This window comes from Aminobacter sp. BA135 (assembly GCF_050859125.1).
GTDB lineage: Bacteria > Pseudomonadota > Alphaproteobacteria > Rhizobiales > Rhizobiaceae > Aminobacter > Aminobacter ciceronei.
In genome coordinates, this window is sequence record NZ_CP139572.1 from 3,267,042 (window position 1) to 3,292,734 (window position 25,693).

General features: G+C 63.7%; 21 protein-coding genes. 9 read left to right on the forward strand and 12 right to left on the reverse strand.

Features of this window, described 5'->3' with window-relative positions; genetic code table 11:
• Positions 1-109: 109 nt before the first annotated feature.
• From SLT36_RS15875 to SLT36_RS15900, 6 genes are read left to right on the forward strand one after another with little or no spacing between them, the layout of a single operon-like run.
• Positions 110-1,177 carry an NAD(P)H-dependent flavin oxidoreductase gene (locus tag SLT36_RS15875; protein WP_432283486.1) on the forward strand — a complete coding sequence of 356 codons (1,068 nt, stop codon included), beginning with the start codon at positions 110-112 and terminating at the stop codon, positions 1,175-1,177.
• 14 nt (positions 1,178-1,191) lie between these two features.
• The gene (locus tag SLT36_RS15880) at positions 1,192-1,950 is read left to right on the forward strand and encodes an enoyl-CoA hydratase family protein (protein WP_432283487.1); all 759 of its coding nucleotides are present in this window, start codon (positions 1,192-1,194) and stop codon (positions 1,948-1,950) included.
• A 20-nt stretch (positions 1,951-1,970) separates the two neighbouring features.
• Positions 1,971-2,771, forward strand: coding sequence for an SDR family oxidoreductase (locus SLT36_RS15885; RefSeq protein WP_432283488.1), 801 nt, complete (start codon positions 1,971-1,973; stop codon positions 2,769-2,771).
• 2 nt (positions 2,772-2,773) lie between these two features.
• Positions 2,774-3,232, forward strand: coding sequence for a MaoC family dehydratase (locus SLT36_RS15890; protein WP_432283489.1), 459 nt, complete (start codon positions 2,774-2,776; stop codon positions 3,230-3,232).
• Positions 3,233-3,264: 32 nt separating this feature from the next.
• Positions 3,265-3,900, forward strand: coding sequence for a nuclear transport factor 2 family protein (locus SLT36_RS15895; RefSeq protein ID WP_432283490.1), 636 nt, complete (start codon positions 3,265-3,267; stop codon positions 3,898-3,900).
• Positions 3,872-5,011: an NADH:flavin oxidoreductase gene (locus tag SLT36_RS15900; RefSeq protein ID WP_432283491.1), complete on the forward strand. Its 1,140-nt coding sequence runs from the start codon at positions 3,872-3,874 to the stop codon at positions 5,009-5,011. Before SLT36_RS15895 ends, SLT36_RS15900 begins: the two co-directional genes overlap by 29 nt.
• Before the next feature lie 139 nt (positions 5,012-5,150).
• Here SLT36_RS15900 and SLT36_RS15905 read toward each other — a convergent pair whose 3' ends face one another.
• The 12 genes from SLT36_RS15905 to tagH all read right to left on the reverse strand — a co-directional run bounded on the left by SLT36_RS15905 (position 5,151) and on the right by tagH (position 22,366).
• A complete protein-coding gene (locus SLT36_RS15905) occupies positions 5,151-6,218 on the reverse strand; it encodes a helix-turn-helix transcriptional regulator (RefSeq protein WP_432283492.1) in 1,068 nt (355 codons plus the stop codon).
• Positions 6,219-6,624: 406 nt separating this feature from the next.
• Positions 6,625-7,794: an ABC transporter substrate-binding protein gene (locus tag SLT36_RS15910; RefSeq protein WP_432283493.1), complete on the reverse strand. Its 1,170-nt coding sequence runs from the start codon at positions 7,792-7,794 to the stop codon at positions 6,625-6,627.
• Between the two features lie 176 nt (positions 7,795-7,970).
• Complete coding sequence (locus tag SLT36_RS15915; protein ID WP_432283494.1) at positions 7,971-9,221, reverse strand: multidrug effflux MFS transporter; 1,251 nt, start codon at positions 9,219-9,221, stop codon at positions 7,971-7,973.
• 166 nt (positions 9,222-9,387) lie between these two features.
• A complete protein-coding gene (gene rimO / locus SLT36_RS15920; RefSeq protein ID WP_432283495.1) occupies positions 9,388-10,704 on the reverse strand; it encodes a 30S ribosomal protein S12 methylthiotransferase RimO in 1,317 nt (438 codons plus the stop codon).
• A 199-nt stretch (positions 10,705-10,903) separates the two neighbouring features.
• Entirely contained in the window at positions 10,904-11,599 is a 696-nt protein-coding gene (locus tag SLT36_RS15925; protein ID WP_432283496.1) for a TerC family protein, read from the reverse strand.
• A gap of 195 nt (positions 11,600-11,794) precedes the next feature.
• The gene (locus SLT36_RS15930; protein WP_432283497.1) at positions 11,795-12,133 is read right to left on the reverse strand and encodes a hypothetical protein; all 339 of its coding nucleotides are present in this window, start codon (positions 12,131-12,133) and stop codon (positions 11,795-11,797) included.
• A gap of 137 nt (positions 12,134-12,270) precedes the next feature.
• Positions 12,271-14,664 (reverse strand): peptidoglycan DD-metalloendopeptidase family protein, encoded by a 2,394-nt coding sequence (locus SLT36_RS15935; RefSeq protein ID WP_432283498.1) that lies wholly within the window; start codon positions 14,662-14,664, stop codon positions 12,271-12,273.
• Positions 14,661-15,062, reverse strand: a complete 402-nt coding sequence (locus SLT36_RS15940; RefSeq protein ID WP_432288358.1) for a DUF1036 domain-containing protein — start codon at positions 15,060-15,062, stop codon at positions 14,661-14,663. Before SLT36_RS15940 ends, SLT36_RS15935 begins: the two co-directional genes overlap by 4 nt.
• 55 nt (positions 15,063-15,117) lie before the next feature.
• Positions 15,118-15,885: a PP2C family protein-serine/threonine phosphatase gene (locus SLT36_RS15945; RefSeq protein WP_432283499.1), complete on the reverse strand. Its 768-nt coding sequence runs from the start codon at positions 15,883-15,885 to the stop codon at positions 15,118-15,120.
• Positions 15,886-16,014: 129 nt separating this feature from the next.
• Positions 16,015-19,527 (reverse strand): type VI secretion system membrane subunit TssM, encoded by a 3,513-nt coding sequence (tssM, locus tag SLT36_RS15950; protein WP_432283500.1) that lies wholly within the window; start codon positions 19,525-19,527, stop codon positions 16,015-16,017.
• 31 nt (positions 19,528-19,558) lie between these two features.
• Positions 19,559-21,100 (reverse strand): type VI secretion system protein TssL, long form, encoded by a 1,542-nt coding sequence (tssL, locus tag SLT36_RS15955; protein WP_432283501.1) that lies wholly within the window; start codon positions 21,098-21,100, stop codon positions 19,559-19,561.
• 171 nt (positions 21,101-21,271) lie between these two features.
• Positions 21,272-22,366, reverse strand: coding sequence for a type VI secretion system-associated FHA domain protein TagH (tagH, locus tag SLT36_RS15960; protein WP_432283502.1), 1,095 nt, complete (start codon positions 22,364-22,366; stop codon positions 21,272-21,274).
• A gap of 202 nt (positions 22,367-22,568) precedes the next feature.
• Between tagH and tssI the strand changes: the two genes are divergently transcribed.
• Genes tssI through SLT36_RS15975 form a run of 3 tightly spaced genes read left to right on the forward strand, consistent with a single transcriptional unit; the run spans position 22,569 to position 25,665 of the window.
• The gene (gene tssI, locus SLT36_RS15965) at positions 22,569-24,893 is read left to right on the forward strand and encodes a type VI secretion system tip protein TssI/VgrG (RefSeq protein WP_432283503.1); all 2,325 of its coding nucleotides are present in this window, start codon (positions 22,569-22,571) and stop codon (positions 24,891-24,893) included.
• Positions 24,894-24,904: 11 nt separating this feature from the next.
• Positions 24,905-25,330 (forward strand): DUF6484 domain-containing protein, encoded by a 426-nt coding sequence (locus SLT36_RS15970; protein WP_067962059.1) that lies wholly within the window; start codon positions 24,905-24,907, stop codon positions 25,328-25,330.
• Entirely contained in the window at positions 25,330-25,665 is a 336-nt protein-coding gene (locus SLT36_RS15975) for a hypothetical protein (RefSeq protein ID WP_154386515.1), read from the forward strand. The genes SLT36_RS15970 and SLT36_RS15975 overlap by 1 nt, the downstream gene beginning before the upstream one ends.
• Positions 25,666-25,693 lie beyond the last annotated feature (28 nt).

Below are 25,693 nucleotides of genomic sequence, written 5' to 3' on the forward strand. Positions count from 1 at the left end.
GACGATGTTCCGCTTTGTGCGGCGCATCATTTGAAACGAGACAGTGCGATCGCCCTTCTGCCATTGGCCGATGGGCGGTCGCCGGAACTTCCAGCGAGAGAGAATGCCCATGAGCCTGCATACCGTCTTGTGCGAACGCCTAGGCAGCCGCTATCCGGTGGTGCAGACAGCCATGGGCTGGGTGGCCGATGCAAACCTCACCGCCGCGACCTGCAATGCCGGTGGCTTCGGTTTCTTCGCAGGTGCCACCACCGAGCCGGGCGATGTCGAGAACCAGATTCTCGCGATCAAGTCGAAGACCGACCGTCCGTTCGGCGTCAATTTCCATATGTTCCAGCCCAATGCCGAGGAAGTCATCTCGGTGGTCATCAAGCACAAGGTGCGGGCCGTCAGCTACGGCCGCGGGCCTGACGCCAAGACGATCAAGCGGCTGAAGGATGCAGGCGTCGTCTGCATGCCGACGGTTGGCGCGGTCAAGCACGCGGTCAAGGCGGTCGAACTTGGCGCCGACATCATCACCGTCCAGGGCGGAGAGGGGGGTGGCCATACCGGTGCTGTGCCGACGACCATCCTTTTGCCCCAGGTGCTCGACGCCGTGAACGTTCCGGTGGTTGCCGCCGGCGGCTTCTTCGACGGGCGCGGCCTTGCTGCAGCTCTCGGCTATGGCGCCGCCGGAATCGCCATGGGCACGCGCTTCCTGATGACCAAGGAATCGCCGGTGCCGCGCTCGGCGCTGGATCGCTATCTCGCGACCAAGGACCCGACACTCATCCGCACGACCACTGCCGTCGACGGTCTGCCGCAGCGCTTCATCGAGAACGCCGAGATCAGGCGCCTCGAAAACATGAGCCTGCCGGCGCGCCTCGCCATGAGCATGAAGTACGCACGCCAGTGGGGCAAGGAGAGCGGGCTTGGCCCGATCGCCATGGCCAAGCTCGGCCTCAAGGTGCTGTCGAGCGGCGAGAACAGCTTCGCCCAGACCGTGATGGCGCCGAACCTGCCGACGCTGGTGCAACGCGGCGTGGTCGAGGGCAACACAGAAACCGGCCTGCTGCCTTCCGGCCAGGCCGCTGCCATGATCGACAGGCTCGAAAGCTGCGAAGAGCTGATCGCCCGCATCGTCAGCGAGGCGGAAGCGCGGCTGAAGGCCATCTCGGCGCTCGTCGCCGCCAATTGATTGGAGAGAATTCGATGAGCGACCAATTCTGGATCAAAATCGAGGACGGCATTGCCGAACTGGTGATCGAGAACGCGCCGGTGAATGCGCTCGACAGTATCGGCTGGCGCAGGCTTTCGCAGGAGATCGACGCGCTCAACGCCAATGCCGATGTCCGCGTAATCGTCATCCGTGCCGAGGGGCGGGGCTTTTGCGCCGGCGTCGACATCAAGGAACTTCAGAAGCACCCGGAGCGCATTCCCGAAGTGAATGCCGGCAACTGGGAAACCTTCCGCGCCATCCATCGCGGCCTGAAGCCGGTGATCGTGGCTGCCCATGGCTACATCCTCGGCGGCGGCATCGGCATTTGCGGCTCGGCCGACATCGTCCTGTGCTCGCCTGACGCGACCTTCGGCGTGCCAGAGGTCGACCGCGGCGCGCTCGGCGCCGGCGCGCATCTGCAGCGCCTGTTTCCGGTGCAGAAGGTGCGCCAGATGTATTTCACCGGCGAGCCGATCGACGCTGCGGAAGCCTATCGTCTCGGCGCGGTCGAGAAGGTGGTGCCGCGCGAGGAGCTGCGAGATGCCGCCCTCAAGCTCGCCAAGACCATCGCCGCCAAGAGCGCGATCATGATCCGTCTCGCCAAAGAGGCGCTGAACGGCATCGAGGATGGCGATCTCGAGAAGAAATACCGCTGGGAGCAGGGGTTCACGGCCCAAGCCTATCTCACCCAGGAATCGCAGGAGGCGCGTGACGCCTTCGTCGGCAAACGCGACGCCGACTTCAAGAAGTAACCAGATCAGGACGCCCGGACATGACCGCCACCAAGATCCTTCCCGCCCCGCCCTATGTCGAAGGCCATGGCCTGCTCAAGGGCCGTTCGGTGCTCATTACCGCGGCTGCCGGCGTCGGCATCGGCTTCGCTGCAGCCCGCAAGTCGATCGAGGAAGGTTGCCGCGCCATCATGATCTCCGACGTCCACGAACGGCGCCTGGCGGAAGCGGCCGACAAGCTGCGCGAACTCTCGCCGACCGTCGAGATCTACAGTCAGCTCTGCAACGTCACCGACGAGGAGCAGGTGCAGTCGCTCGTCGATACGGCTGAAGACAAGCTCGGCGGCATCGACGTGCTGATCAACAACGCCGGTCTCGGTGGCCTCAAGCCCGTAGTGGAAATGTCCGACGCCGAATGGAACCTGGTGCTCGACGTCACCCTGACCGGTACGATGCGCATGACACGCGCCGCACTCAAGAAGATGCAGCCGCGCGGCAAGGGTGCCATCGTCAACAACGCCTCCGTGCTCGGTTGGCGCGCTCAGAAAGGCCAGTCGCACTATGCCGCGGCCAAGGCCGGAGTCATGGCCTTCACCCGCTGCTCGGCGGTGGAAGCAGCCGAATACGGCATCCGCATCAATGCCGTGTCTCCGTCGATTGCCATGCACGACTTCCTCAAGAAGTCGGCGCCACAGGAACAGCTTGACGCGCTGACCAGCCTCGAAGCCTTTGGCCGCGCGGCGGAAGTGTGGGAAATCGCCAATGTCATGATGTTCCTTGCCAGTGACTATGCCGGCTACATGGTCGGCGAGATCGTCTCCGTCTCCAGCCAGAGGGCCTGATCATGGGCCTCGTCTTCTCCTCGCCCAACGAGGCAGTGGATGCCATCGGCCAGAACCTCGGATCTACCGATTGGCTCACCATCGACCAGGCGCGCATCGACATGTTCGCCGAGGCGTCCGGTGACCACCAGTGGATCCATGTCGATCCGGTGCGCGCCAAGGACGGCCCGTTCGGCGGAACGGTTGCGCATGGCTGCCTGACGTTTTCGCTGATCAACGGCTTCTTGCCCGACCTGTTCAAGGCGGAGGGCATGAAGATGGGCATCAACTATGGCTGCGACCGGCTGCGCTTTCCGGCGCCGGTGCCGGTCAATTCCAAGGTGCGGGCGACGGGCGAACTGGTCAACGCCGAGTTTCTGCCTGGCAATGCCGTGCAGACGACGGTGCGGGTGACCATCGAGATCGAAGGCTCGGCCAAGCCGGCCTGCGTCGCCGACATGGTCGGCCGCTACTACTTCTGAGGCGCACGGCGCTTCGGCCACCGGAGGTGACAATGGACAAGACTGGTGACGCGCAGGCGGAGATCCTGGCGCGACTGGACAGGCTCGAGTCGCGCGACGAGATTCGCCAGCTGATTTCCAAATATTCGCTGGCGCTCGACATGCGCGACATGAACGCGATGGCCTCGCTGTTTGCGCCCGATGTCAAGGTCGGCGGCGGCAAGTCGGGCAGGGCGGCCCTGCGCGACTGGCTCGACGAGACGATGCGCAAGCAGTTCGACGGCACCTCGCATCATGTCGGCTCGACCATTATCGAGTTCGTCGACGCGGACAATGCAGTGGGCGTCGTCTATTCCAAGAACGAGCACGAATGCGGCGCCGAGTGGGTCATCATGCAGATGATGTATTACGACCGCTATGAGCGCATCGACGGCCGCTGGTTCTTCCGCCGCCGCCAGCCGCTTTACTGGTATGCCACCGACCTCAACAAGCCGCCGGTCGGCTCGCGCAAGATGCGCTGGCCGGGCCGCGAGCCCTATGAAGGCTCGTTCCATGAGCTGTTTCCGTCATGGAAAGAGTTCTGGTCGCGTTCGGGCCCTGATGAGGCCCTGCCGGAACCGGTGCCACTCGAAACCTTCATTGAAACCATGCGAAGAGGCAATGAAATCCGTGGTAACCGTGTGCGCTGAGAAGACTTCGGATGGGCTGATCGCTGACAAGCTGTTCCAGCCGATCAAGATCGGCCCCCTGGAGCTTGCCAATCGCATCGCGATGGCGCCGATGTCGCGCTATTTCTGCGCCGACGGCGTGCCACATGAGAAGGTGTCCGCCTACTACTCGCGAAGGGCGCTGAACCAGGTCGGCCTCATCATCACCGAGGCGACCTATATCGGCCACCCCACGGCGCCGAGCTATGAGGGCGTGCCTTTTTTCGCCGGCGAAGCGGCACTGGCCGGCTGGGCCGAAGTGCGCACTGCAGTGCATGCCGCCGGTGGCAAGATATTCCCTCAACTCTGGCACACCGGCAGCTTCCGCAACTCGGCCATGGCGCCGCAGCCGGGTGTTCCGGGCGTCGGTCCATCGGAGAACACCAACGCGTTCACCGGCCATCCGGAAGCCACCAGGGCGATGACCGAGACTGAAATCCTCGAGGTGATCGAGTCCTATGCCGATGCGGCGGAAGCCGCACAGCGGCTTGGCTTCGACGGCGTCGAGATCCACGGCGCGCATGGCTATCTGATCGACGAGTTTTTCTGGGCGACGTCCAACCGCCGAACCGACCGCTATGGCGGCAACCGGCGCGAGCGCACACGCTTCGCGGTGGAAGTGATCGAGGCGATGCGCGGCAGGGTCGGCCCCGATTTCCCGATCTCTTTCCGCTATTCGCAATGGAAGCAGCAGGACTACAAGGCCGTGCTTGGCGAAACGCCAGGCGAACTGGCCGAGGTGCTGGAGCCGCTGGTCGACGCGGGTGTGAGCATCATGCACTGCTCGACACGCCGCATATGGGAGCCGGGTTTTGCGGCAGAGGGTGACGTGACGCTCGCCGGCTGGACGAAGAAGATCACCGGCTTGCCGGTCATCGCCGTCGGCGGCGTCGGCCTCGACCGGCCGGGGCTCAATGCGGCGGAGGCGGCTTCGCTCGACGTGATCGAGAAGCCGCTTGCACGCAACGAGTTCGACATCCTCGCTGTCGGGCGGGCGCTACTGGCCGATCCGGCCTGGGCGCTTAAAGTCCGGCAAGGCCGTGCCCACGAAGGGGTGGGCTACGCCAAGGAACAGCTGAAATCGCTGTTCTGACAAGGAAAGGCGCCGTTCCGCGGCGCCTTTCTTGTCGAGGGGACAAGCTTTCTATCTGCTCAGAAGAAAAAGAAGCACCGGGGACTTTGTCCGCCGGCGCTTTCAGTTTGGGTCGACAGGGAGTTGGGAGGATGTCCTGTCAGGCCGCCTGGCGCGGCCCGTGGCCGAGGATGACGGCGCTGTTCAGCACCAGCCGGACCAGTTCCGTCTGGCGCGTGATGCCGCTCTTGGAGAAGATCGAGCGCAGATGGGCACGTGCAGTGTTGCGGGAGATGTCGAGCGAGGTGGCGGCATCTTCGAGCGACAAGCCGGCGGTCAGTCGGCGGGCGACCGCGGCTTCCGCAGGCGTCAGATCGAACAGCTGGCGCACGAGCTCGCCCTCGACCTCCGGGTTCGCTTCAGGATCGCGGATGTAGACAGCGACCGCCGAGTTGGCAGCGGCAGCGTTATCCTTGCTGCCGCGGATCGGGCGGACGATGACGCCGAGATTGCGCGAGCCTGACTGCTTGGTCAGCGACAGGCCCCGCGAAGTCGTGCCGGCGTCGTCGGCTGCCATCTGCAAGGCCGCCTTGACCGCAGTCTGAAAGTCGCGGTCTTCCTTGGCCGAGGTGGCGCGCAGCTTGTTGCCCTGGATCTGCAGGCCGTCGCGGGCTTCGAGCAGGCGCGTCGCCGCGTCTGAGGCGCGGACGATCTTGCCGGAATGGTCGAGGATGACGACACCGACGTAGAGCTTGTCCATGACGTCGGAGTAGAGACGGCGCTCGACCTCGGTGGCGCCCATGCGCCAGGACGTCTCGACGCCACGTGCCAGCTGCGAAACAAGGATTTCGCCGACCGAGGCTGCCTCATCGTCGAATTTGGCGTCCGACCGGTCGCGGAAAACCCACAGCGTGTAGCGGGCGGTGTCGTCGGTAGGCACATAGGTGGCCGACATCGGCTGGCAGCGTTCGGAGAGATAAGCGAGCTGCGCCGGGCGAGTGAGGGCCGCGCCTGCCGTGTCGGTCATCATCTCGTCGATCTCGGTAAAGGCGTAGTAGGTCTCGCCGGTGCGCAGGCGGTCCTCGATCACCAGCACCGCGGCATAGGCGTCGAACTGCTCGCGGATCAGCTCGAGCGGGGTGCGCAGCGGCTTGCCGTTCATCAGGCTGTCAGAGACACGGTTGAGGAAATGGCCGAATTCGACGATCGATCTGGCGTGAAAAGTCATGGCAGGAGCTCCCAAAATCCGCCGCACGGGGGCGTGCGGGACCGGTTCCCGGCTGCGCGGTGCATGCCAGGAGGTCATGAGTTCGATTGTATTGGCGAGGGCCTGGTATCGGCCCGGCGTCAGCCGATCAGGACGGCGGGAGGAAACCTCGTCGGGCAAGATGCCGGACGGACGACGATCCAGTTGTCATGCTGCGTAGGCTCGAACCGGTCATCGCGCTTCCTCCCGAATGCGAAATGATTAATATCGACAGTTATGTCATTAAATTGACACGTCGTCAAATTCGAAATGCATTGCGTAGAATTTTTGACATGGTGTCAGTGGTGGACAAGTCTTGGGCAGAGTGCAAACGAAACGGGCCGGATCTTGCGACCTGGCCCGCGCGTTCAGCAGATGAAGAAGGAAATCAGGCGCCGCAGTCGGCGCGCTCGACCAGACCGTCTTCGCGCGGCTTGTAGGGGTTCTTGACCACCTTGATCGACTCGGGCGCCGGCAGGAAGTGGCTCTTGTCGCTCGCCTGGATCGGGCCGGTGAGCATCTGGACGGAAGGGGCATTGGCCTGCAGCCAGGCAGCGATCGACTCGCCGTCGGTCTTGCCCGAACCGTTGATGGCAGCCGCCAGCACGATCGGCTGGATGTAGTACGGGATCAGCGCCGAGGCACCGCCCATGCGGTCGACGTCGGCGACCTGTTCCTTTGCGCGCTTGGCGAACTTGGCGAAGGCGTTTTCGCCGACCGGGTCGCTCGGGCAATAGGTCATGCCGACGAACTGCACGCTGTAGACGTCCTTGAAGGCGTCTTCGCCGACCACTGCAACGTTGCCGACGGCGTAGTTGGTCATCGTCTGGTTGGCCAGAACCGGCACGTCCCAGCCGATGTCGGCGCGGTTTTCGAGCAGCTTGCGCGAGTCGTCGCCGATCGAGTTGATCAGAAGGATCGCTTCGGCGCCCGAGCTGCGCATCTGGAACAGCTGCGGGGTCATGTCTTCGGTGCGGAAGGCGAATTCCTGCACTGCGGTCGGCTCGACGCCCTTCGACTTGAGGTAGTCGACGATCTCGACCACGGCAGCCTTGGACATGCCGCCATTGTCCGAAATCAGCGCCAGCTTCTTGAGCTTCAGAACGTCGATGGCGAAGTCGATGTTCGGCTTCATCTGGTTGAGACCAGTGACCGAGCCCGAGAAGTGGAACGGACCAGCTTCGGGCGTCAGCTGAGTCGAGGCAGCAGAAGAAACCTGGGCGATCTTCTTCTCGCTCGCAACCGGAACGACAGGGATGGTTTCCTGGCTGGTTGCCGGGCCGACGAGCGCCTCTACCTTTTCGTTCTCGATCAGGCGGCGCACTTCGGCCACCGCATGGGTCGGATCGGTCATGGTGTCGCCGAGCACCAGCTCGGCCTTCTTGCCGAGAATGCCGCCGGCGGCATTGATGTCCTCGATGGCCAGCTTCCAGCCCACTTCAGCGGTCTTGCCGATCGAAGCGCCACCGCCGGTCATCGACATGATGCCGCCGATCTTGACGACCTCCTGTGCCTGCGAAATGCCCGCAGACAAGGCAAGGACTGCTACCGAAGCCATTCCGATGGCAGTGCGACGCGTAATGGAACTATTCCATTGGAAGTTCATGCGTTTCTCCTCCGCTTACTTCGACCGACAAACAGTCACGGCCATGTGTCCGGAACATCGTCCGCTTGGACGATGGAGGGTGCGGAGCAGACGAATTCGTTAGCGTGAGCTAACAAATGGCGCAAGGTTCAGTGCGTCGTGGTCTTCCTGCTGACGACGGCACGCGCCAGAGCAGGTTCCGGCAGCTTGCGCCAGGCCAGCCAGGCAAGCACGGCGCCCAGTGCCATCAAGGGCACGACGACCGAAATGCCCAGCATGGCGTCGCCGAGAATACCTGCGACGACCGTGCCCAAGAGACCGCTGCCCATCTGCAGGAACCCGCTCAACGAAGCGGCGGCACCGGCATTGTCGGGGAAGGCAGCGACCGTTGCCGCCGACATGGCCGGCATGACGAAAGAGTTGCCGAAGACGAACATCGCCATGGGCAGTGTGACCGACAGGAATGTCGGCTCATAGAACCCCAGAAAGACTGCCATCGCGGCTGCGCCCAGGCTGCTGATCGCCAGGCCGACAGGCACCATGCGATAGGCGCCATAGCGCGGGATGAAGCTGCGCATGAACAACGAACCCGAGATGAAGCTGGCCGACTGGAACAGCATCGCGAGGCCGAACTGCGCCGGCGTCAGGCCGAGCCGGTCCATCAGGATGAAGGGCAACACCGTTGCCTGCGTGTAGTAGGCGCCCAGCGTGCCGGCGATGACGAGGCTGGAGAACAGGAAATAGCCGCTGCCGAGCAAATTGCGATAGGTCTTCATGACGGCGCCCAGCCGCACCCGGCTCGGGTCGCGCTCGACGGTTTCGACCAGCGCGAAGCGGACCGTCAGCAACGACGCCACGCCCATCAGGAACATGATCGAGAAGATGGCATGCCAGCCGGCGACTTCCATCACCAGACCGCCGACTGTCGGCGCGATGGCCGGCGCCAGCGCCAGGATCAGCGTGATGAGGTTGAGGATGCGCGCCGATTGCTCGTGGGCAAAGAGGTCGCGCACGATCGCGCGCGACAGCGACAGCCCGACGGCCGCGCCCGCGCCCTGCAACAGCCGCGACAGGATCAGCACGTCGATGGAGGGCGCGACCAGCGCGCCTAGGCTGCCGAGAAGGTAGATGCCGAGAAAGGCCAGCGTCACCGGCTTGCGGCCATATCCGTCGGAGAGAGGACCACACACCAGCTGGGTGAGGGCGAAGCCGGCGAAATACAGCCCGAGCGTCATCTTCACCGCCTCTTCGGTGGTGCCGAAGGCATGAACGATTTCGGGCATGGCCGGCGTGAACAGCGACAGCGAGGCGGGACCGAGACCGGCCAGCACCGCACCGACGATGGTCACGCGCCGCTCGCTCATGAGGCCGGGCTGCTGGTCTTCTCGGTCTGATGTCATGATGCTGGCCCCGGCTCGATGGATGGCAGGCGCCTGAGCGGCAGAGTGCCTGTCACCAGATCGAACCGGTGCCGCGAAAGATCATCCGTCATACGGACTAGCGCGGGGCTAATTCGGCTGCGTGTCGGCCATAAGAAAGGGGCCGCATGTTGCGGCCCCTGGAGTGTCAGACAGCGGTGCCGTAGAGATCGTATGGATCGGAGCGATCGACCTTGACGGTGACGATGTCGCCGACGCGCAGCGGACGGCGCGACTGGATATGGACCGAACCGTCGATCTCGGGCGCGTCGTACTTGGTGCGGCCCTTGGCCGACGTGCCGTTGGCCTCGTCGATGATGACGGGCAGGCGCTTGCCGACCTTCCGTGCCTGTGCGGCGGCCGAAATCTTCTGCTGGCGCTGCATGAAGCGATGCCAACGGGCTTCCTTGACCTCCTCGGGGATCTGTTCGAGGCCGAGGTCGTTGGAACGCGCGCCCTTGACCGGTTCGTATTTGAAGCAGCCGGCGCGGTCGATCTTGGCCTCGTCGATCCAGTCGAGCAGCATCTCGAAGTCTTCCTCTGTTTCACCGGGGAAGCCGACGATGAAGGTCGAGCGGATGGCGAGGTCAGAGCAGACGTCACGCCAGCCGCGGATGCGCTCGAGCGCCTTTTCGCCATGGGCCGGACGGCGCATGTTCTTCAGAACCTGCGGGGAGGCGTGCTGGAAGGGGATGTCGAGATAAGGAAGGATTTTGTCCTCGGCCATCAGCGGGATGACGTCGGCGACATGCGGGTACGGATAGACATAATGCATGCGCACCCAGATGCCGAGCTCGCCCAGTTCCTGCGACAGGTCGAGGAACTTGGCGCGGACCTCGCGCTCCTTCCAGACGCTGGTCGCATATTTCACGTCGATGCCGTAGGCGCTGGTATCCTGGGAGATGACGAGCAGTTCCTTGACGCCGGCATTGGCCAGCTTTTCGGCTTCGCGCAGCACGTCGGCGGCAGGGCGCGAGACAAGGTCGCCACGCAGGTCGGGGATGATGCAGAACGTGCAGCGGTTATTGCAGCCCTCGGAAATCTTCAGATAGGCGTAATGGCGCGGGGTCAGCTTGACGCCCTGAGGCGGCACGAGGTCGGTGAACGGGTCGTGCGCCGGCGGAGCAGCCTCGTGCACGGCGGCCATGACGCTTTCATAGGCCTGTGGGCCGGTGATGGCGAAGACGTTGGGGTGCTTCTCGCGGATCAGTTCGGGCGTGGCGCCCATGCAGCCGGTGACGATGACCTTGCCGTTCTCCTTCATCGCCGTGCCGATGGCGTCCAGCGACTCGGTGCGGGCGGAATCGAGGAAGCCGCAGGTGTTGACCACGACCAGGTCGGCGCCATCGTGCTTGCGGGCGATCTCATAACCTTCGGCACGGAGTTGGGTGAGGATGCGTTCGGAATCGACGAGCGCCTTCGGGCATCCGAGGCTGACGAAGCTGACGCGGGGTGCTGCTGACATAGGCAGGTTTCCAATGGACGCGGGCCGGTAACCCATGAGGTCCGGCCCGGAAATCTGTTGATGTGTCGATCTGTCGGCTCTGAAAAGAGCTCAATTCGGGCGGCGCAATAGCACAGATCGGGGCCCAAGCAAACCGGCGGAACGCCACATGCAAAAAGGGCCGGAAAAACTCCGGCCCTTTTTGGTCTGTTGCTGCGGCTCAGTGGGCCGGCGTGCTGTGGCCGCCAAACCACTCGCTGAGGAACCCAAACTGTTCCGGGAACTGATCGACTGCGCCGTCGAGCAGCATCTTCACCGCGACGTAGAGGATGATCAAAAGGCCGATATAGGCGATCCAGCGGTAACGATGCAGCAGGCGCGCGACGAAGGAGGCGGCAAAGCCCATCAGCGCGATCGACAGCGCCAGACCGATGATCAGCACCGTGGGATGATCCATGGCGGCACCGGCAACGGCGAGCACGTTGTCGAGCGACATGGAGACGTCGGCGATGACGATCTGCCAGGCGGCCTGGGCGAAGGTCTTGCGCGGGCCCTTGGCGGCGATCTTGCCGTCCTTGTCGTAATCCGCGTCGGACAGGGCCTCGGTGGCTTCATGCTCCTGCTCGTGGCTGACGCTGAGTTCGCGCCACATCTTCCAGCACACCCACAGCAGCAGCAGGCCACCGGCGATGAGCAGCATCGGCCCGATGGCCAGAAGCCACTGGGTGATCAGCGCGAAACCGATACGAAGAACGGTCGCCGCGGCGATGCCGACGAGGATGGCCTTCTTGCGCTGATCGGCCGGAAGTCCCGCCGCGGCAAGGCCGATGACGATTGCGTTGTCGCCGGCAAGCACGAGGTCGATAGCTATGACCTGCAGAAGGGCTGTGAAGCCTGCAGCAGTGAATATCTCCATCGGACGGGACCCTCTCCGTTCAGTTCCAATGTCTTGATGTGGGCTATAACGCCCGACGCGCGTGCGTCAACAGACAAGCAACGCGTTTATTCGAAACGGCTTAAATCGGCGCGTTCCCTGACGTGAAGCTGACGAAACCTGGTGATAAACGCGGTTGGGCGTTCGTATTTGGAGCTCGACCGGCCGCTCCAGCGGTCAATCGCAGACGTATCGGACGCGACCCGTTGGGCCGCTTACGGCGCGGCAGGATATCGGCTTGGAATTGCCTGTGCTAGCCACCCGGCTTGGCGCACGTGTCACCGGACGAGGGCCGGGCTGCTCGGTGGCGAAACGGATATCAGGCCCGGTTGGAAAGGCGGCAGCCTGCTGGCGCTCGGCCGCGGCGCGCCTGGCGTCGTCGTCCTGCCAGAAGCGTCTGGAGTCCACCGGTTTCGGAATGACGACGGTGCCATCGGACGAGCGACTGCAGCCGCCAAGCAGCGTGGCGGAGAAACCCAGGGTCAGCGCAAGCGTCAATGTCGAACCGAAACTCATGCGAATGCTATATCGCGGCCGAAGGCGTCGATAAAGTCCCTGAGTGCAAGCAGTTGGGATAAATGAGAAAATTCGTCCAGGACAGATCGACGCCTGCCGTGCAAGACCGCTCGGTCCGAACCTGAGGGGTTGTGTGCTCAAAGCGTGTTTGCAACCGAGCTCAAGGTTGTTGCGATTGCCTGTTTGTATCTCTCGAATTCCGGCGATGTCTGCCTGACCACCTGTGGTGGCGGCGACGTCGGGGTTGAACTGGGGAGCGAGGTTGCTGCAGGAGCACGTCCGGTCATCTTTTTCTCTGCCCAGGCAACGACATAGGTGGCGTTCTTGCCGGTGAGGAAGGGATTGGCCTTGATCACGACGGCGCCCAGGACGTCGGCGATCATGGCATCGCCGGAGGCAGACAGGATCTGGTGGGCGCCTTCCATGCCGAGGAAGTGGCAGAGATAGAGCCGTCCGGCGGTGATCTGGTGGCCGCGCTGCTTGAGATAGGCTTCGCCCTCGCGAGCCAGGTTGCGCACCATTTCGCGCGAGATGGTCGGATCGAAGCGCAATTCGAGCAGTTCGGCCGTCGAGAGCGAACGCGCGAGATCGGGCCTGTAGGTGTTCATCATCCTGATCCAGGTGCTGCTGATGAACTGCCCCAGGCCCGTCGCTGACGACAGCGGGTTCTTGGCACGCGCGCTGCCGCCGCTTTCGACATGGATGATGCGGTTGGTCAGGATCTCGATGGCCTGATCGTCCGAGGAGGTGGTGGCGACAGTGGTCGTGGTTGTGGTCGTGGTTGGTGTCGTGGTCGTTGCCACGGCAACGGTGACAGTGCCGAGCGGATCGATGGCCTGGCCGTCCTGGTAGAGCTCGAAATGCAGATGCGGGCCGGTCGACAGGCCGGTGGTGCCAATATAGCCGATGATGTCGCCGGCCTTGACCGTGGTTCCGACGCTGATGCCATCGGCGAAACGCTGCATGTGGGCATAGCGGGTCTCACGGTTGCTGGCATGCGAGATCCGGATGAGGTTGCCATAGCCCTTGCCGTCGCCCTCGAACACGACCTGGCCGTCAAAAGCGGCGGCGATCGGCGTGCCGATGGGGGCCGCCCAGTCGACGCCCTTGTGGATTCGGACAGTCTTCAGGATCGGATGCTTACGCGGTCCGAAGGTCGAGGTCATGACGCCGTTGACCGGCGTGAACATGCCGTTCGTCGTCGCCAGCGATCGAACCTGGTCGTCGCCGCCGACACAGGAGAACTGGCCGTCAGTCTGCTGGAAGACGAAACATTCGAGCTTCTTGTCGGTACCGTGGACGCCGACATAGAGCACGCGGCCGGCGACGCCATCCTTGCCGCGCGCCGTCTCCGAATAGAGCAGGACCAGGCGTTGGTCCTCGGTGGCAAAGGCGTTCAGGTCCTGGCCGCGCGACAGGTACATGATGGCCTCGCCCAGCACGCCGGTGGGTACGTTGTTGCGGGCAGCGGTCGAATAGATCGCGTCGAGCAGCCGGTATTGGCGCTTCTGGGCGCCGGCTTGCGGTGCGCCTGAATAGTTGAACAGGTCGTCGCGCACCCACGGGTCCACGCCTTCGACGAACTGGCCAGCCGAATTGCGGGCAAGCGTGCCGATGAACCTGTTCATGGCGTAGACCGAAACCTGCATCAACGCCATTGCCGGCGCGCCGCGGCGCGGCCGGAAGCCGCGCAGGGCGACGACATAGCCGGGCTCGAGGGTCTCCAGCTTGAAGACCGCCTTGAGCGCGTCGCTGACCAGCTTGGCTTCGTCGGTGGAAAAATGCGCCTCGAGCGCAACGCTTTCGAGCGAGCGGCTGGTGAGGATCTTGATGAAAACGTCTTCGGTCGCCTCGAACCGCTCGGGCTCCGGGGTCACGGTCGCGACGCTGGTGTTGTTTTCGACGGCGGTTTTTTCGAAGGCGGGCAGGGCGGCTTCGCCCTGGTCGATGGTTTCGCCCCAGCCCGCGCCAACATCGGACGTGTCGTCGCCCTCGGCTTCGTCGAGGTCGGTTGCGATCGGCGTCGTTGGCTGGATGTTGGTTTGCTGCCCTGGCTGAGGCTCGGCGACAGCGCGCTGCGCCTGAAAGAAGGCAAAGTCGTCCTGCGTCGACGGGATGGCGGTCATGAAGCGTTCGCTGGAGCTCAGCATCGTGTCGGAGAGGTATTCGATGCTTGGCGAGATGCCGTCTTCGATAAGATCGGCCGGGCGGGAAAGCTGGCGTCGCTTGGTCTCTGTGCCTGCTTCATGCGCGAGGTTGATCCACATCGGGTCGCCGGCGAGGTCGACGATGGCCGGGACGTAGACAGCGGCGTCGGCCGGCACGATGTCGCTTTCCTCGGTCGGCTGCAGGTCGCCCTCATATTCGCCCGATGGCCAGTAGTCCGCGCCGAAATAGACGGCGGCAGCGACGATACCGGCGAGGGCCAGTATGCCGGCAATGATCATGGCCTTGAGCTGCCGTTCGCGCGAGCGCCTGGCCATACGCTGCTGCTTTTGCTGCTTGAAGCTCGCGTCAATGCCATGCGTCATGGCGAAGACCCGGTCAGGAAGAAGGTCCAGCGCGACTGTTCCAGCGTGTCGACTTCGTAGAAGCGGGCGGCGATGTGGCCACGCTGCCAGCATTCGTCGATGCCACGCACGGTGAAACGCTTGCGCTCGACGCACATGTCGGTCGAGCCGCTGAGGATGGCATTGCCGAAGACGTCGGTCGCGTAGATGTAGATGAAGCGGTTGGTCAGCTCTTCGCGGATGACGTTGACGCACTGATTGGCGCCGATCGTCCACCAGCCATCGGTCTGGAATGCGGCTTCGACTTCCTGGCCGACGGCGAGATTGACGACGTCGAGCGTCTGGTTACAGACGGTAAACTCCGCGCGAGCCAGACTGGGGGCGCAAAGCAATGACAGCAATGTCCGCAGGGCAAAGATGGCTCCGCGTGCACCGGTTCGGTGCCCGATCCCGCCCGCATCGTCTTGCCGGCCGCTATCGGCCTCCCGCCAAAGCTTGAGAAGCTGCACCGTCGGTCTCGCCCCGAATCCGCACCAGCACAATGGTGACGTTGTCCGTTCCGCCGCGCTCGAGGACCTTTGCCAGCAGATCTTCGCAAGCCGCCTGCGGTGTCGTCGAAACCACCGCGGCCTCGATCTCCTCGTCGGCAACATGGGCGGTCAGGCCGTCGGTACCGAGTATGAAGACGTCGCCGGGCAAGAGATCGCCCTGGCGGAAGTCGACGTCGATGTCGTCGCTGACGCCTATGGCGCGGGTGATGACATTGCGGCGCGGCCAGGTCTGCGCCTCCTCGGCGGTGATCGCACCGCGATCAAGCAACTCCTGAACCTCGGTGTGATCGTGCGAGACCTGGGAGATCGAACCGTCACGCACCAGGTAGACGCGGCTGTCGCCGAGCCACAGGCAGGCGAACTTGCCGTCCATGGCAAGCAGTGCTGCAACCGTCGAACCCATCGTCGCGCCACGCGAATCCGATATCTCTCGGATGTCGGAATGGGCCAGCCTCAGCCTGTCGACGAAGCGTGCGCGCAGATCCGGCGCCGATTCAGGAATGCCGATCGTCGACAAGTGTTCGACGATGCTGGCGGAGGCGACCTCGCCGGCATCGTGGCCGCCCATGCCGTCGGCGACGACCCACAGGCCGCTGCGGGGCTCGATCAGGTAGCTGTCTTCATTGACCTGACGGACGCAGCCCTTGTGGCTGACGCCATAGCTTTCGAAGGGGAGGACGACATCGTTCAATGGCCTCAAGCGCTCTCGGGCGCCCCTCTGCGTTGCGTATTGACGCGCGCACCTTTCAGTCTGCCACAGGCCCGTGCGTTAGAGTACAGAAATTAACACGTGCCGGACTGACTGTGCCTGCACACCGTTTCAAAGCCCCTTCGGACAGGTAAAACCGGAGAGTGCGGTCAGCGAAAAGGGATTGCCCGGCGGGTTGATCTGGACGGTGTAGGCGACATCGCGGCCGCCGATGACGTAGCGCAGTTGCAGTTTGTCGCCATTGACTGTCGAGGTGCCTGCGTCGAGCAGGCGCTTCAAGGCCCACGGCCCTTCGAACCTGATGGCGGATTCGCGCCCGGGAAGCTCCGGGGTAAGGCTGAGATTGGCCGACCCGGCGGAGGCACTGCCGGGCCATGTGACGATGCCCGGGCTGCTGCCGTTCTGATAGCTCTGGACGACCTGTCCGTTGACGTCGAGCAAGGCCATGTCGGCGTCGCCATGCAGCGAAAACGGCGTGAAAGTGATGTTGACTGCAGGCGTGGACCCGCCAAGCGGAAAGAACGCGTCGCGGATTTCGGCGGCCAGCTGGAACTGCTTCAGCGTCGACCTGGAGAGCCCACGGCCCAGGCGCGACTCCTGCTTCCATTGCCATTCGGTCCCCGACATGTCTGCGAAAGAGGCCAAGTTTTGTGCGAAAAACCTGTCGATGATGCCGCCGGGCGCGAAAAGCCGGGCGAAATCGCCGATCGGCACATCCTGGCTGGCGCCGGTGCCGAAGGGATAGCGGTTGGCGATAACTTCCTCGCAGGGGCCGCTGACGGTCTCCTGCAGCGACTGGTTGAGTTGCGCCACGGAGGTCTCGGCGACGTCGCCCTCGAAATCGTCGGCAGCAGCGTGGACCATGCGCGACAGTGTCTTGGGCAGGCGCGAGGCGTTGGCGCGGAGATTGGATATCTGCAGCTGAAGATTGGCATTGACGCGACCTGCCTGCGACGGGGCGGCGGCCGAGATCGTCAGGCTCTGATAGACGGCATGGAAATTCTGGATCAGGGCATCGATCGGGCGCTGGCCGGGACGGCCATCGACAAGAAGCTGGACCGGCCGGAATTGCGCCTCGATGTTGGCGCCGGGCACCATGGTCGGCGCATTGGCGAATGCCGCACCGGCGCGACTGGCGGATTTGCGGCCCGGCAACTCGATGCCGATGCGGGAGAGGCCATCGGCGCGCGCATCGGCGTCGGCAGTCGGCCTTGAGCCACGTGTCAGCGCCGTCTCGCGGGCAATCGCCTCGAACAACTGCGCCAGCGGCGAGCTGGGCGAGCCGGCGGCGGAAAGCGCGAGATATTCCGGCTTGTCCGCCGCCATCGGCCGGAATTTGAGCTTGTCGAGAACACCGTTCCATACGACTGAAAAGTCGCTGCTGTAGCGGTCGAGCAACTCTGGGCCGAGCCGCAACAGTTCCTGCTCGACGCCGCCTTGCTCGCCGCCGGCGCCGACGACCCATTGCTCGTCTATGAGTTTCTGGGCGATTCCGGAAAGCTGTGTCAGGTAGAAATCGTTGAAGCCGGCATAGGTATAGAGGCCGGGAACACGCAGCGCAGACAGGTCGCTGCCATCGACGGTCTCGAACACCAGCTTCGTTTCCCGGCCGCCCTTCATGGTGACGGCGAAGTCGTCGAGCGTGGCCGCGGTCAGCGCCGCGGCGATCAAGGCGGAAGCCTGATCGGCGACCGTCATGCGGCCCAGCGCGCGCTGTGCCGACTCGACCACGGGGCGATTGAGCTCGAATGCCGGATCGAACTCATCGTCGAGCGTCAGCATCGCCCTCAGGTGCTTTTCCAGGATGAGACGGCCTTCGCGATTTTGCGGACCGGGATAGCGGTTCTGCTCCCAGTCCTTCTTCATCCACGAGACGATCTGTTCGTCATCGACCTTCGGCGCTTTGCCTGCCAGCATCAGGTAAATCTTGAGAGTTTCGTAGAGAGCCGCAGGATCGCTCATCTTCGCTTGGATTGTGCGTTCAAGGTGCAGCAACAGGCGAGGGCGAAGCATCCGCTCCAGCGCCAGCCGGTAGGTCGTCTCCGATGCCGATAACAACCGCGCGCGCTGGCCGAGCCCGAGCGTTTCGCGCGCCGGAGTCGGCTGGTCGCGATGCTCGTAGCCGGTCGGCAGGCCGCTGATGCTCTCCAGCGCATCGATGACATTCTCAAGGTCGACGTCGGATACGGTTTCCGCCTGCAGCAGTGCGGCGGCGGACGACGTGTAGCTTTCCGCAGCCTGGCTGGTGGCCGCGATCAGCGCCTTGTTTGCGGCATAACTGACCGCCAGAACGCCTAGGGCGGCAGCGGCGATCAAGCTGATGGCGCCGATTCCGGCGAAGCGGGCAAATCTGGCGCGCCGGTCGGCGGCATCGTCGTAGGAGACCCAGCCGGCCTCAGCAAAGATGACATTGGCCAAAAGGTCGTGCAGGAAGAAGCTCTTGCCGGTCCCGGACAGCTGTGCCTGGGATCCGTTGCCGAAACCACGGCCGATGGCGCCGAGTACCCGGTCGATCGGCGTGCCTTCCTGCGTGCCGGAGGAGAAGTAGAAGCCGCGCAGGATGGCGCTTGCCTGCCTCTTCGTCGGTTCGAAGACACGGCCGAGAAAGGTCGCACAGCGTTGCTTAAGCAAAGCAAACTGCGCGGCGAAGCTGAAGATAGCGATGCGCGCGACCGGATCCTGCTCGCCCTGCATACGGTCGGGTACGTCCTCGGACAGGCGGCGAACGAGCGCATCGAACTCAGCCGGAACCTCGATGACCATGTTCGCCTTGCGGTCGGCGCCCTGGAATGTCGTACCCCACACCATGCGCCGGCCGGTTTCGTCCAGAGTGCCGAAACTCTCCATGAAGCCGGCGATCAGGTCGGCCTTGGTGAACAGCATATAGACGGGAAAGCCGATGTTCAGCGTCTCGTGGATTTCCTGCAGGCGATTGCGGATGACGACGGCGTGGGCGTCGAGCTCCTGGTCGCTTGAAGACATCACATCGGCTAGGCTGATGGCGACAATTACGCCATTGATCGGCTGCCTGGCGCGGTGTTTCCTGAGCAGCGACAGGAAGGCGAGCCATCCTTTGCGGTCGCTTTCGGTGTCGGAATCCTGGCTGGTGTAGCGGCCGGCGGTGTCGATCAGCACCGCTTCATCGGTGAACCACCAGTCGCAGTTCCGGGTTCCGCCGACGCCGGGCACCGGCTGGGCCGTGCCGGACACGGTGATCGGAAACGTGAGGCCCGAATTGACCAACGCCGTGGTCTTGCCGGCGCCGGGCGGGCCGATGATCAGGTACCAGGGCACCTCGTAGAGGAAATTGCGCCTGCCGCTGGCGCGCTTGAGCGCCGCGATGGCCTTGGTCATGCCCGTTTCGAGCAATTGGCTGTCGCCGTCATAGGCACTCTCGCTGGCGATGGCGGCTGCGAGCGCCTTTTGAGCACGGCGGGCAAACCAGAAGCGGAACAGGGCGATGCCTGCAGCCAATGCCAGGATGAGGGCGATGATGGCGACGCGCGCGCCAGTAGATTCAAGCGGCCGGCTGCCGACCAGGACGATCAGCGGGCCGGCAAACCACACGGCTGCGGCAAGGCCGGCCAGTGCCATGACGCTCAAAGTTCTGAGCAGCCACGTCATCACGACCCCCACAGCGTGCGGCGGGGCGCGCTCATGGTGCGTCCTCGCGCCGGATCATGACGTCGACACGGCGGTTCAAGGCGCGGCCGTCGGCGGTTGCGTTGTCGGCGATCGGCACGTCCTCGCCCTTGCCTTCGACAGCTATCCGCGAGGCATCGCCGATCCCCTGAACAACTGCCTTTGCCACAGCCTCCGCCCGGGCAACGGATAGATCGTAGTTCGACTTGTAGGCACTGGACTGGCGCGGCTTCACATTGTCGGTGTGGCCGACGATTCTGATCGGTCCCGGTTCGCCTGCGAGTGCAGCGGCAATGCGCGCCGCCACGGGCGTGAATTCAGGCTTGGTCTCGGCCTTGCCCGGCTCGAACAGTAGCTCGTTGTTGAGCTCGACGATGATGAACTCGCCCTTGGAGGCGACGGTCAATGCGCCGGCGCCGATGTCCTGGGTGAGGGCAGCGCGGATGCGGTAAATCTGCGCCATGGTCGGGGCTGTTGCTGCCGGTTTGGCATCCTCTACCGGCGAAGCCGGCTCGTCCGGCGCTGCCTGCTCGGCCGGCGGGGCGAAGTCGCTGCGTTCGATGGCGACCGGCTTCGATGGTGTGAGCGCAAGCAATGTCGCGGCGAGCGCGTCGCCCTCTCTGGTGACGTCGCCGCGCATCCAGAAAAAGGCGGCGGTGACGAAGGCGAGGGCGAGGGCGGCCATCGCCCAGAGCGGTAGCCTGTAGGGGCGTCGGCCCACGGTGGCCGCGAGGCCCTGCCAGTGCGGAGAAATACCGTCGTCGGTGAGCGGCCGGAAATAGCGCAGCGCGGCGTACAGGTCCTGGCGCACGAGCTCAAGGCTCTGATTGCCGCCGGCGACGCCACGATATTGTCCGGCGAAGCCGAGCGACATGCAGGCATGCATCAGTTCGAGCAGGTCGCCACGCTCCACCGGATCGGCCAGCACCGAGTTCAGTGCTTCGAAGAAGCCGTTTCCTGACGCATCGATCCCGTAGAAGCGCGACAGCATGCCGTGCTGTGCCCAGCTGTCGGAGCCGATGCCCGGCAGGTTGGCGATGATGTCGTCGGCTGTCTCGCAAAGGGCATATTTCGCGACATGCGCGTCGTCTTGGTTCACGCCGGCTTCGGCGGCTTTCCATTCGAATTCTTCGATGCATTCGGCGACGTGTTGGGCCAATACGGACACGTCGGTTTCGACCGTCACCGTCCTGAGATGGCCAAACAAGATGAGAAGCGGCGTTGCCGCTGATATCAGCGGGTTGGCGCCGGAAACCTGGACACGTTCTGCCGCATCGAACAGGGCCTCCAGCGACGTGCCTGCTGCCGTTGCTGCCTGCTTACGCTGCTTGTGGCTGTTGCGGGGCGCGTCGCCAGGAACGTCGCCGAAGGGACTGGCCTGATAGATCACCGTGCCCGAAGTTGGCGCCTGCTGTTCAGGGCCGCCGGTGTAGATGATGGTCGGATCGGACGCCGGCTGCGGTGGCGAGGGCTGGTCCGGACGCGGCGCGCGGCGCGGCGATCCGCGAATGACGGTTCTGCCGTCGGAGCCGGAAGGATCGTCCTTCGAACTCATCGCCGATTACCCGCTTTCGCGCGACGGCTGCCATGCCCTGACAATGCCGCGGATGCCTCCGGTCACGTGCCAACAACGCATCGTAATGCATGGAAATGCCGATGGGAACCGGGGCTGAACCGCCCGCCGAAACGGCGGGGCCGACCGAGGGATCAGCTGCGTCCAGCAACGTTACTTCTTGTTCGCCGACTTGGCGTAGGCCTCGCTGAAATAGGCGAGAAAGACGTCGAGCATGCCATTTTCATGCGCGGCCTCCTTGGCTTCCCATGTCGCTACGAACATGTCCCAGGCCCGGCCCTTCTTGGAGACGAAGGCAGAGGCGGGCAGCTTTCGCTCGATGGCATCGGGTGACAATTCCGAAAGCAGCCGCGACAAGGCCGCCTGCATTGCCGCATAGGTCGCGAGCTCATGCGTCTTGAGATCGCGGAATGCCTCCTCGACGCTGTGCCGGGCGTCGAGATAGCCCGAGCGGCGCTGGGCAAACATGATCTCGAGGATTTCTTCCGAGCGCGGAATGAACTTCAGCGGGTTGTTGTCGACACCGCCGATCATGGTGCGCTGGCTGCTCTTGGCGAGCGCCTTGGCGGCAGCGCGCGCCTTGAGCAGCAAGGCAAGCTCGTCGACGACCGCGCGCAGCACCGCGCCCACTTCGGCGGCTACATCTTTCGGGTCGCGCTGCAGGAACACGTCAGGAGAAACGCCGGCGCCCGCAGCGATGAGCCGGAGCAGTTCGGTCGCCTCCGGTCTTTGCGGCGGGGGAGGCGCCGGTTGCGCGGGCACGGGCTGCGGCGCGCGAGCATGCTGGACTGGCTGACGCGCAACGACACCCGCCGCCGACTGGCCGTTGTTCACGCCGCCGAAGAAGGGATCCGCCAGTTGCGGTGGCGGCTGCCCGATATCAGCGGCTTGGCGGGCCGGGATCGGATTGCCCCAGTCGTTGCCCGATATGCGGTCGTCCTCAAGCGCGACCGAGACGATGTAGCTGCCAATTGAAAGCTGATCGCCATGGCCGAGCGGATGCGGGTCGGTGACGCGTTGGCTCGAGCCGTTGATAAATGTGCCGTTGCGCGAGACGTCATAGAGCCAGAACGTGCCCCTGTCGTAACGCACCTCGCAATGCAGGCCGGAGATGAACAGGTTGGGGTCGGGCAGGTTCAAGTCGCGATTTTCGCGCCCGATGGTGAAGCTGCGACCATTCGAACTGTAGAACAGCGGTCCGCCTGTGGGCAGCCTGTCGACATTCTCGATGGTCAAAGTGATGAGCATCCGAATTCGCCCGCCAAACCTCTGTTTCCGGCAGCCTCGTCCAAATTCCTTATTTTATTCTAGCAGTTTGCTGCGACCGCAGCACAGGGGCATTTGGGCGCGCACGGTTCGGCGCTTGTGCCGCGCCGGCTTTGGCCGGTTGAAAAACTTGTGCTAAGCTCAACTCAGATGTCCGGCCGTCCCCGCGGAGAGGCACGACGCCATGGCTAACGATCGCGCGACTGTGGTCCGGACACCGCTCGGCGACACGTTGACATTCACCCATCTGGCCGGTCGCGACGAGATCAGCCGCTGTTTCGCCTACACCGTCGGCTTTGTCAGCAGCGACCCTGATATCGACCCGTTGAAGATGCTGGGCGGCGGCGTTTCGGTCGAAGGCGAGTCCGACCCGAAACGCTGGTTCAGCGGCTTGGTGTCGGATTTCCGCCTGACCCGCATGGAGGACCGGCAAGTTTATTATGAAGCGGTCGTCCGGCCGTGGCTGTGGTTTCTCGGCACGGCCACGGACTGCCGCATCTTCCAGAACATGAGCGTCGTTGAGATCGTCGAAAAGATCTTCTCGAAATATGGCTCGGCGAAGTTCGAGAAACGGCTGCAAGGCTCCTATCCGCCGCGCGACTATTGCGTCCAGTATGACGAAAGCGACCTGGATTTCGTTCAGCGCCTGCTCGAGCACGAAGGCATCATGTATTTCTTCGAGCATGGCGACGGCGAGCACACGCTGATCCTTGCCGACGCGATGAACAAGCTCAAGCCGGCACCGGGCTACGAGAAGGTGCCGTATCATTTCGAAGGGCAGGGCGCGCGCCGCGACGTCGAGTACATCACCGAGTGGATCCCCGGCAGCTCGGTCAGGCCCGGCGCCTACACCCATACCGACTACGATTTCAAGAAGCCGGATGCCAGCCTGATGGCCAAGTCCGACCAGGCATTCGGCCACAAGCTGGCATCGGGGGAAAACTATCGCCAGCCCGGCGCCCATCTGGATGTCGGCCGTGGCGACAAGATCGCCGGCATCCGCCGCGAGGAGCTGCAGGCGGTACACCAGCGCATCGCCGCTGCCGGCACCGTGCGCGGGCTGTTTTCCGGCTGCACCTTCAAGCTGGACGGCTTTCCGCGCGACGACCAGAACCAGGAATATCTCGTCGTCAGCGTCGAATACCGCATATTCGATCCCAGCTATCGCAGCGGCATCGACACTGAGGGAGAGAGTTTCACCGTGGTCCTCGGCGTCGCGCCGACTAGTCTGCCATACCGCCCGCCGCGGATCACGCCGCGTCCGATCATGCGCGGGCCGCAGACGGCGCGTGTCGTCGGCCCGTCCGGCGAGGAGATATTCACCGACGAGTATGCCCGGGTGAAGGTGCAGTTCTATTGGGACCGCATGGGAAAGAAGGATCAGGACAGTTCGTGTTTCGTGCGGGTGTCGCAGACCTGGGCCGGCAGCGGCTGGGGCTTCATCCAGATCCCGCGCATCGGCCAGGAGGTGATTGTCGATTTCATCGAGGGTGATCCGGACCAGCCGATCATCACCGGCCGCGTCTACAACGCCGCTCAGATGCCGCCCTACGGCTTGCCCGGCAACGCCACGCAGTCGGGCTGGAAGTCGAACTCGTCGAAGGGAGGCGGCGGCTACAACGAACTGATGTTCGAAGACAAGGCAGGCTCCGAACTGGTCAATTTCCAGGCCCAGAAGGACCATAACCTGCTGATCAAGAATGACCGCACCAAGCTGGTGCAGCACGACCAGTCAGACCGCATTGACCACGACGCCAAGCATTCCGTCGGCCACGACCTCGACGAGGACGTCGGCAACAACAAGACCGTGAAGGTCGGCGTCGACCAGAAGACCGACATCGGATCCAACGATACGGAAACGGTGGGCAAGAACCGCTCGTTGACCGTCGGCTCCAACGAGACCATCAGCATCGGCTCCAACTCGACCGAGACGATCGGCGCCAACCACGCGCAGACGGTGGCCATCGCCCAGGCGATCACGGTCGGCGCTGCACGGGTGGACACGGTGGGTGCGACCGAGACGCGTACGGTCGGATCGGCGCAGACCAACACGATCGGGTCGACGCGCGCGGTCACAGTGGGTGCCGCCCAGACCCACCAGATCGGTGCCGATGACAGCTGGAACATCGCATCGAACCAGGAGGTGACGATTGGCGCCGACCAGACGTTCAACATTGCCGGCAACCAGAAATCGAAGATCGGCAAGGGAAGGCGAACCGAAATCGCCACCGACGACGGGACCAAGGTAGGCGGCGCCTACGAGTTGCGGATCGCCAAGGCGAGCATGGTTCAGATCGGTGAAGACGGGACGATGAATGTCGGCAAGACATTCCTGATCGAAGCCGGCGACGCCATTGCGTTGAAATGCGGCTCAGCCAGCATCTCCATGAAGAAGGATGGTACGATCACCATCGAGGGCAAGGACATCAGCATCAAGGGATCGGGCAAGATCAACATCAAGGCTTCCAGCGACATCGTCATGAAGGGCTCGGAGATCAAGCAGAACTGAGGGCGCAGGGGATGACCAGAACCATCAAACGGATCGAGGGTGTAGTCATCGGGGTCTTTCTCGGCTTCGACGGTGCTGCACCGCTCGTCGTGTTTCCCGGCAATCCCAGGGACACTGCGCTTGCCGCGCGCAGCCTGGCCGAACTCAGCGCCGACATGGTCGGAGCAGAGGTGGCGCTGCTGTTCGAGGGCGGCGACCCCGGCCGGCCGCTGATCGTCGGGCGCATCGTCGAGCCAGTGCGCAAGGCACAGACGCCGCAGGTCGTTCGAGACGGCGAGCAGGTCAAGATCGTGGCCGGGGAACGTCTCGAACTGCGCTGCGGCAAGGCCACAATCATCATGGAGAAGGATGGGCATATCACCATTCGCGGCACATACGTCACCAGCCATGCCAGCGCGGCCAACCGCATCCGTGGCGGCTCTGTAAACCTAAACTGATGCCGAAGATCGTCCTGCGCGAGATCGTGCGGCAGCATGCGGAAATGGCGGCATTTCTGTGGACCGTTTACGACCATCACCTGCTCCATCCGGATGAGAACCCCGACATGGACGAGGAGCGTCTTGCGCGGCTGGTCGAGCGGCTGGATGCTCATCTCGACGGCCTGCGCGTTGCAGGAGATGCCGGACGCGAGATCGCCCAGGAAGTCTACGCCGAATATCCTGAGGTCGGTGAGCTCTTCGTGCTTAGGATGCTCATGGAAGGAGCGCCGCAGCGCATAGCTGAGCTCGACCTGGAAAAGGTCCGGGCCTATCTCAGCGTCAACGGTGGCTGATCTGCGTGGGCAAGCGCGCCCGGCCTAC

Bases quoted from the DNA above. Each gene is read 5' to 3' on its own strand.
- SLT36_RS15875 (WP_432283486.1), top strand. From the start codon at position 110: ATGAGCCTGCATACCGTCTTGTGCGAACGCCTAGGCAGCCGCTATCCG.
- SLT36_RS15880 (WP_432283487.1), top strand. From the start codon at position 1,192: ATGAGCGACCAATTCTGGATCAAAATCGAGGACGGCATTGCCGAACTG.
- SLT36_RS15885 (WP_432283488.1), top strand. From the start codon at position 1,971: ATGACCGCCACCAAGATCCTTCCCGCCCCGCCCTATGTCGAAGGCCAT.
- SLT36_RS15890 (WP_432283489.1), top strand. From the start codon at position 2,774: ATGGGCCTCGTCTTCTCCTCGCCCAACGAGGCAGTGGATGCCATCGGC.
- SLT36_RS15895 (WP_432283490.1), top strand. From the start codon at position 3,265: ATGGACAAGACTGGTGACGCGCAGGCGGAGATCCTGGCGCGACTGGAC.
- SLT36_RS15900 (WP_432283491.1), top strand. From the start codon at position 3,872: ATGAAATCCGTGGTAACCGTGTGCGCTGAGAAGACTTCGGATGGGCTG.
- SLT36_RS15905 (WP_432283492.1), bottom strand. From the start codon at position 6,218: ATGACTTTTCACGCCAGATCGATCGTCGAATTCGGCCATTTCCTCAAC.
- SLT36_RS15910 (WP_432283493.1), bottom strand. From the start codon at position 7,794: ATGGCTTCGGTAGCAGTCCTTGCCTTGTCTGCGGGCATTTCGCAGGCA.
- SLT36_RS15915 (WP_432283494.1), bottom strand. From the start codon at position 9,221: ATGACATCAGACCGAGAAGACCAGCAGCCCGGCCTCATGAGCGAGCGG.
- rimO (WP_432283495.1), bottom strand. From the start codon at position 10,704: ATGTCAGCAGCACCCCGCGTCAGCTTCGTCAGCCTCGGATGCCCGAAG.
- SLT36_RS15925 (WP_432283496.1), bottom strand. From the start codon at position 11,599: ATGGAGATATTCACTGCTGCAGGCTTCACAGCCCTTCTGCAGGTCATA.
- SLT36_RS15930 (WP_432283497.1), bottom strand. From the start codon at position 12,133: ATGAGTTTCGGTTCGACATTGACGCTTGCGCTGACCCTGGGTTTCTCC.
- SLT36_RS15935 (WP_432283498.1), bottom strand. From the start codon at position 14,664: ATGACGCATGGCATTGACGCGAGCTTCAAGCAGCAAAAGCAGCAGCGT.
- tssM (WP_432283500.1), bottom strand. From the start codon at position 19,527: ATGACGTGGCTGCTCAGAACTTTGAGCGTCATGGCACTGGCCGGCCTT.
- tssL (WP_432283501.1), bottom strand. From the start codon at position 21,100: ATGAGTTCGAAGGACGATCCTTCCGGCTCCGACGGCAGAACCGTCATT.
- tagH (WP_432283502.1), bottom strand. From the start codon at position 22,366: ATGCTCATCACTTTGACCATCGAGAATGTCGACAGGCTGCCCACAGGC.
- tssI (WP_432283503.1), top strand. From the start codon at position 22,569: ATGGCTAACGATCGCGCGACTGTGGTCCGGACACCGCTCGGCGACACG.
- SLT36_RS15970 (WP_067962059.1), top strand. From the start codon at position 24,905: ATGACCAGAACCATCAAACGGATCGAGGGTGTAGTCATCGGGGTCTTT.
- SLT36_RS15975 (WP_154386515.1), top strand. From the start codon at position 25,330: ATGCCGAAGATCGTCCTGCGCGAGATCGTGCGGCAGCATGCGGAAATG.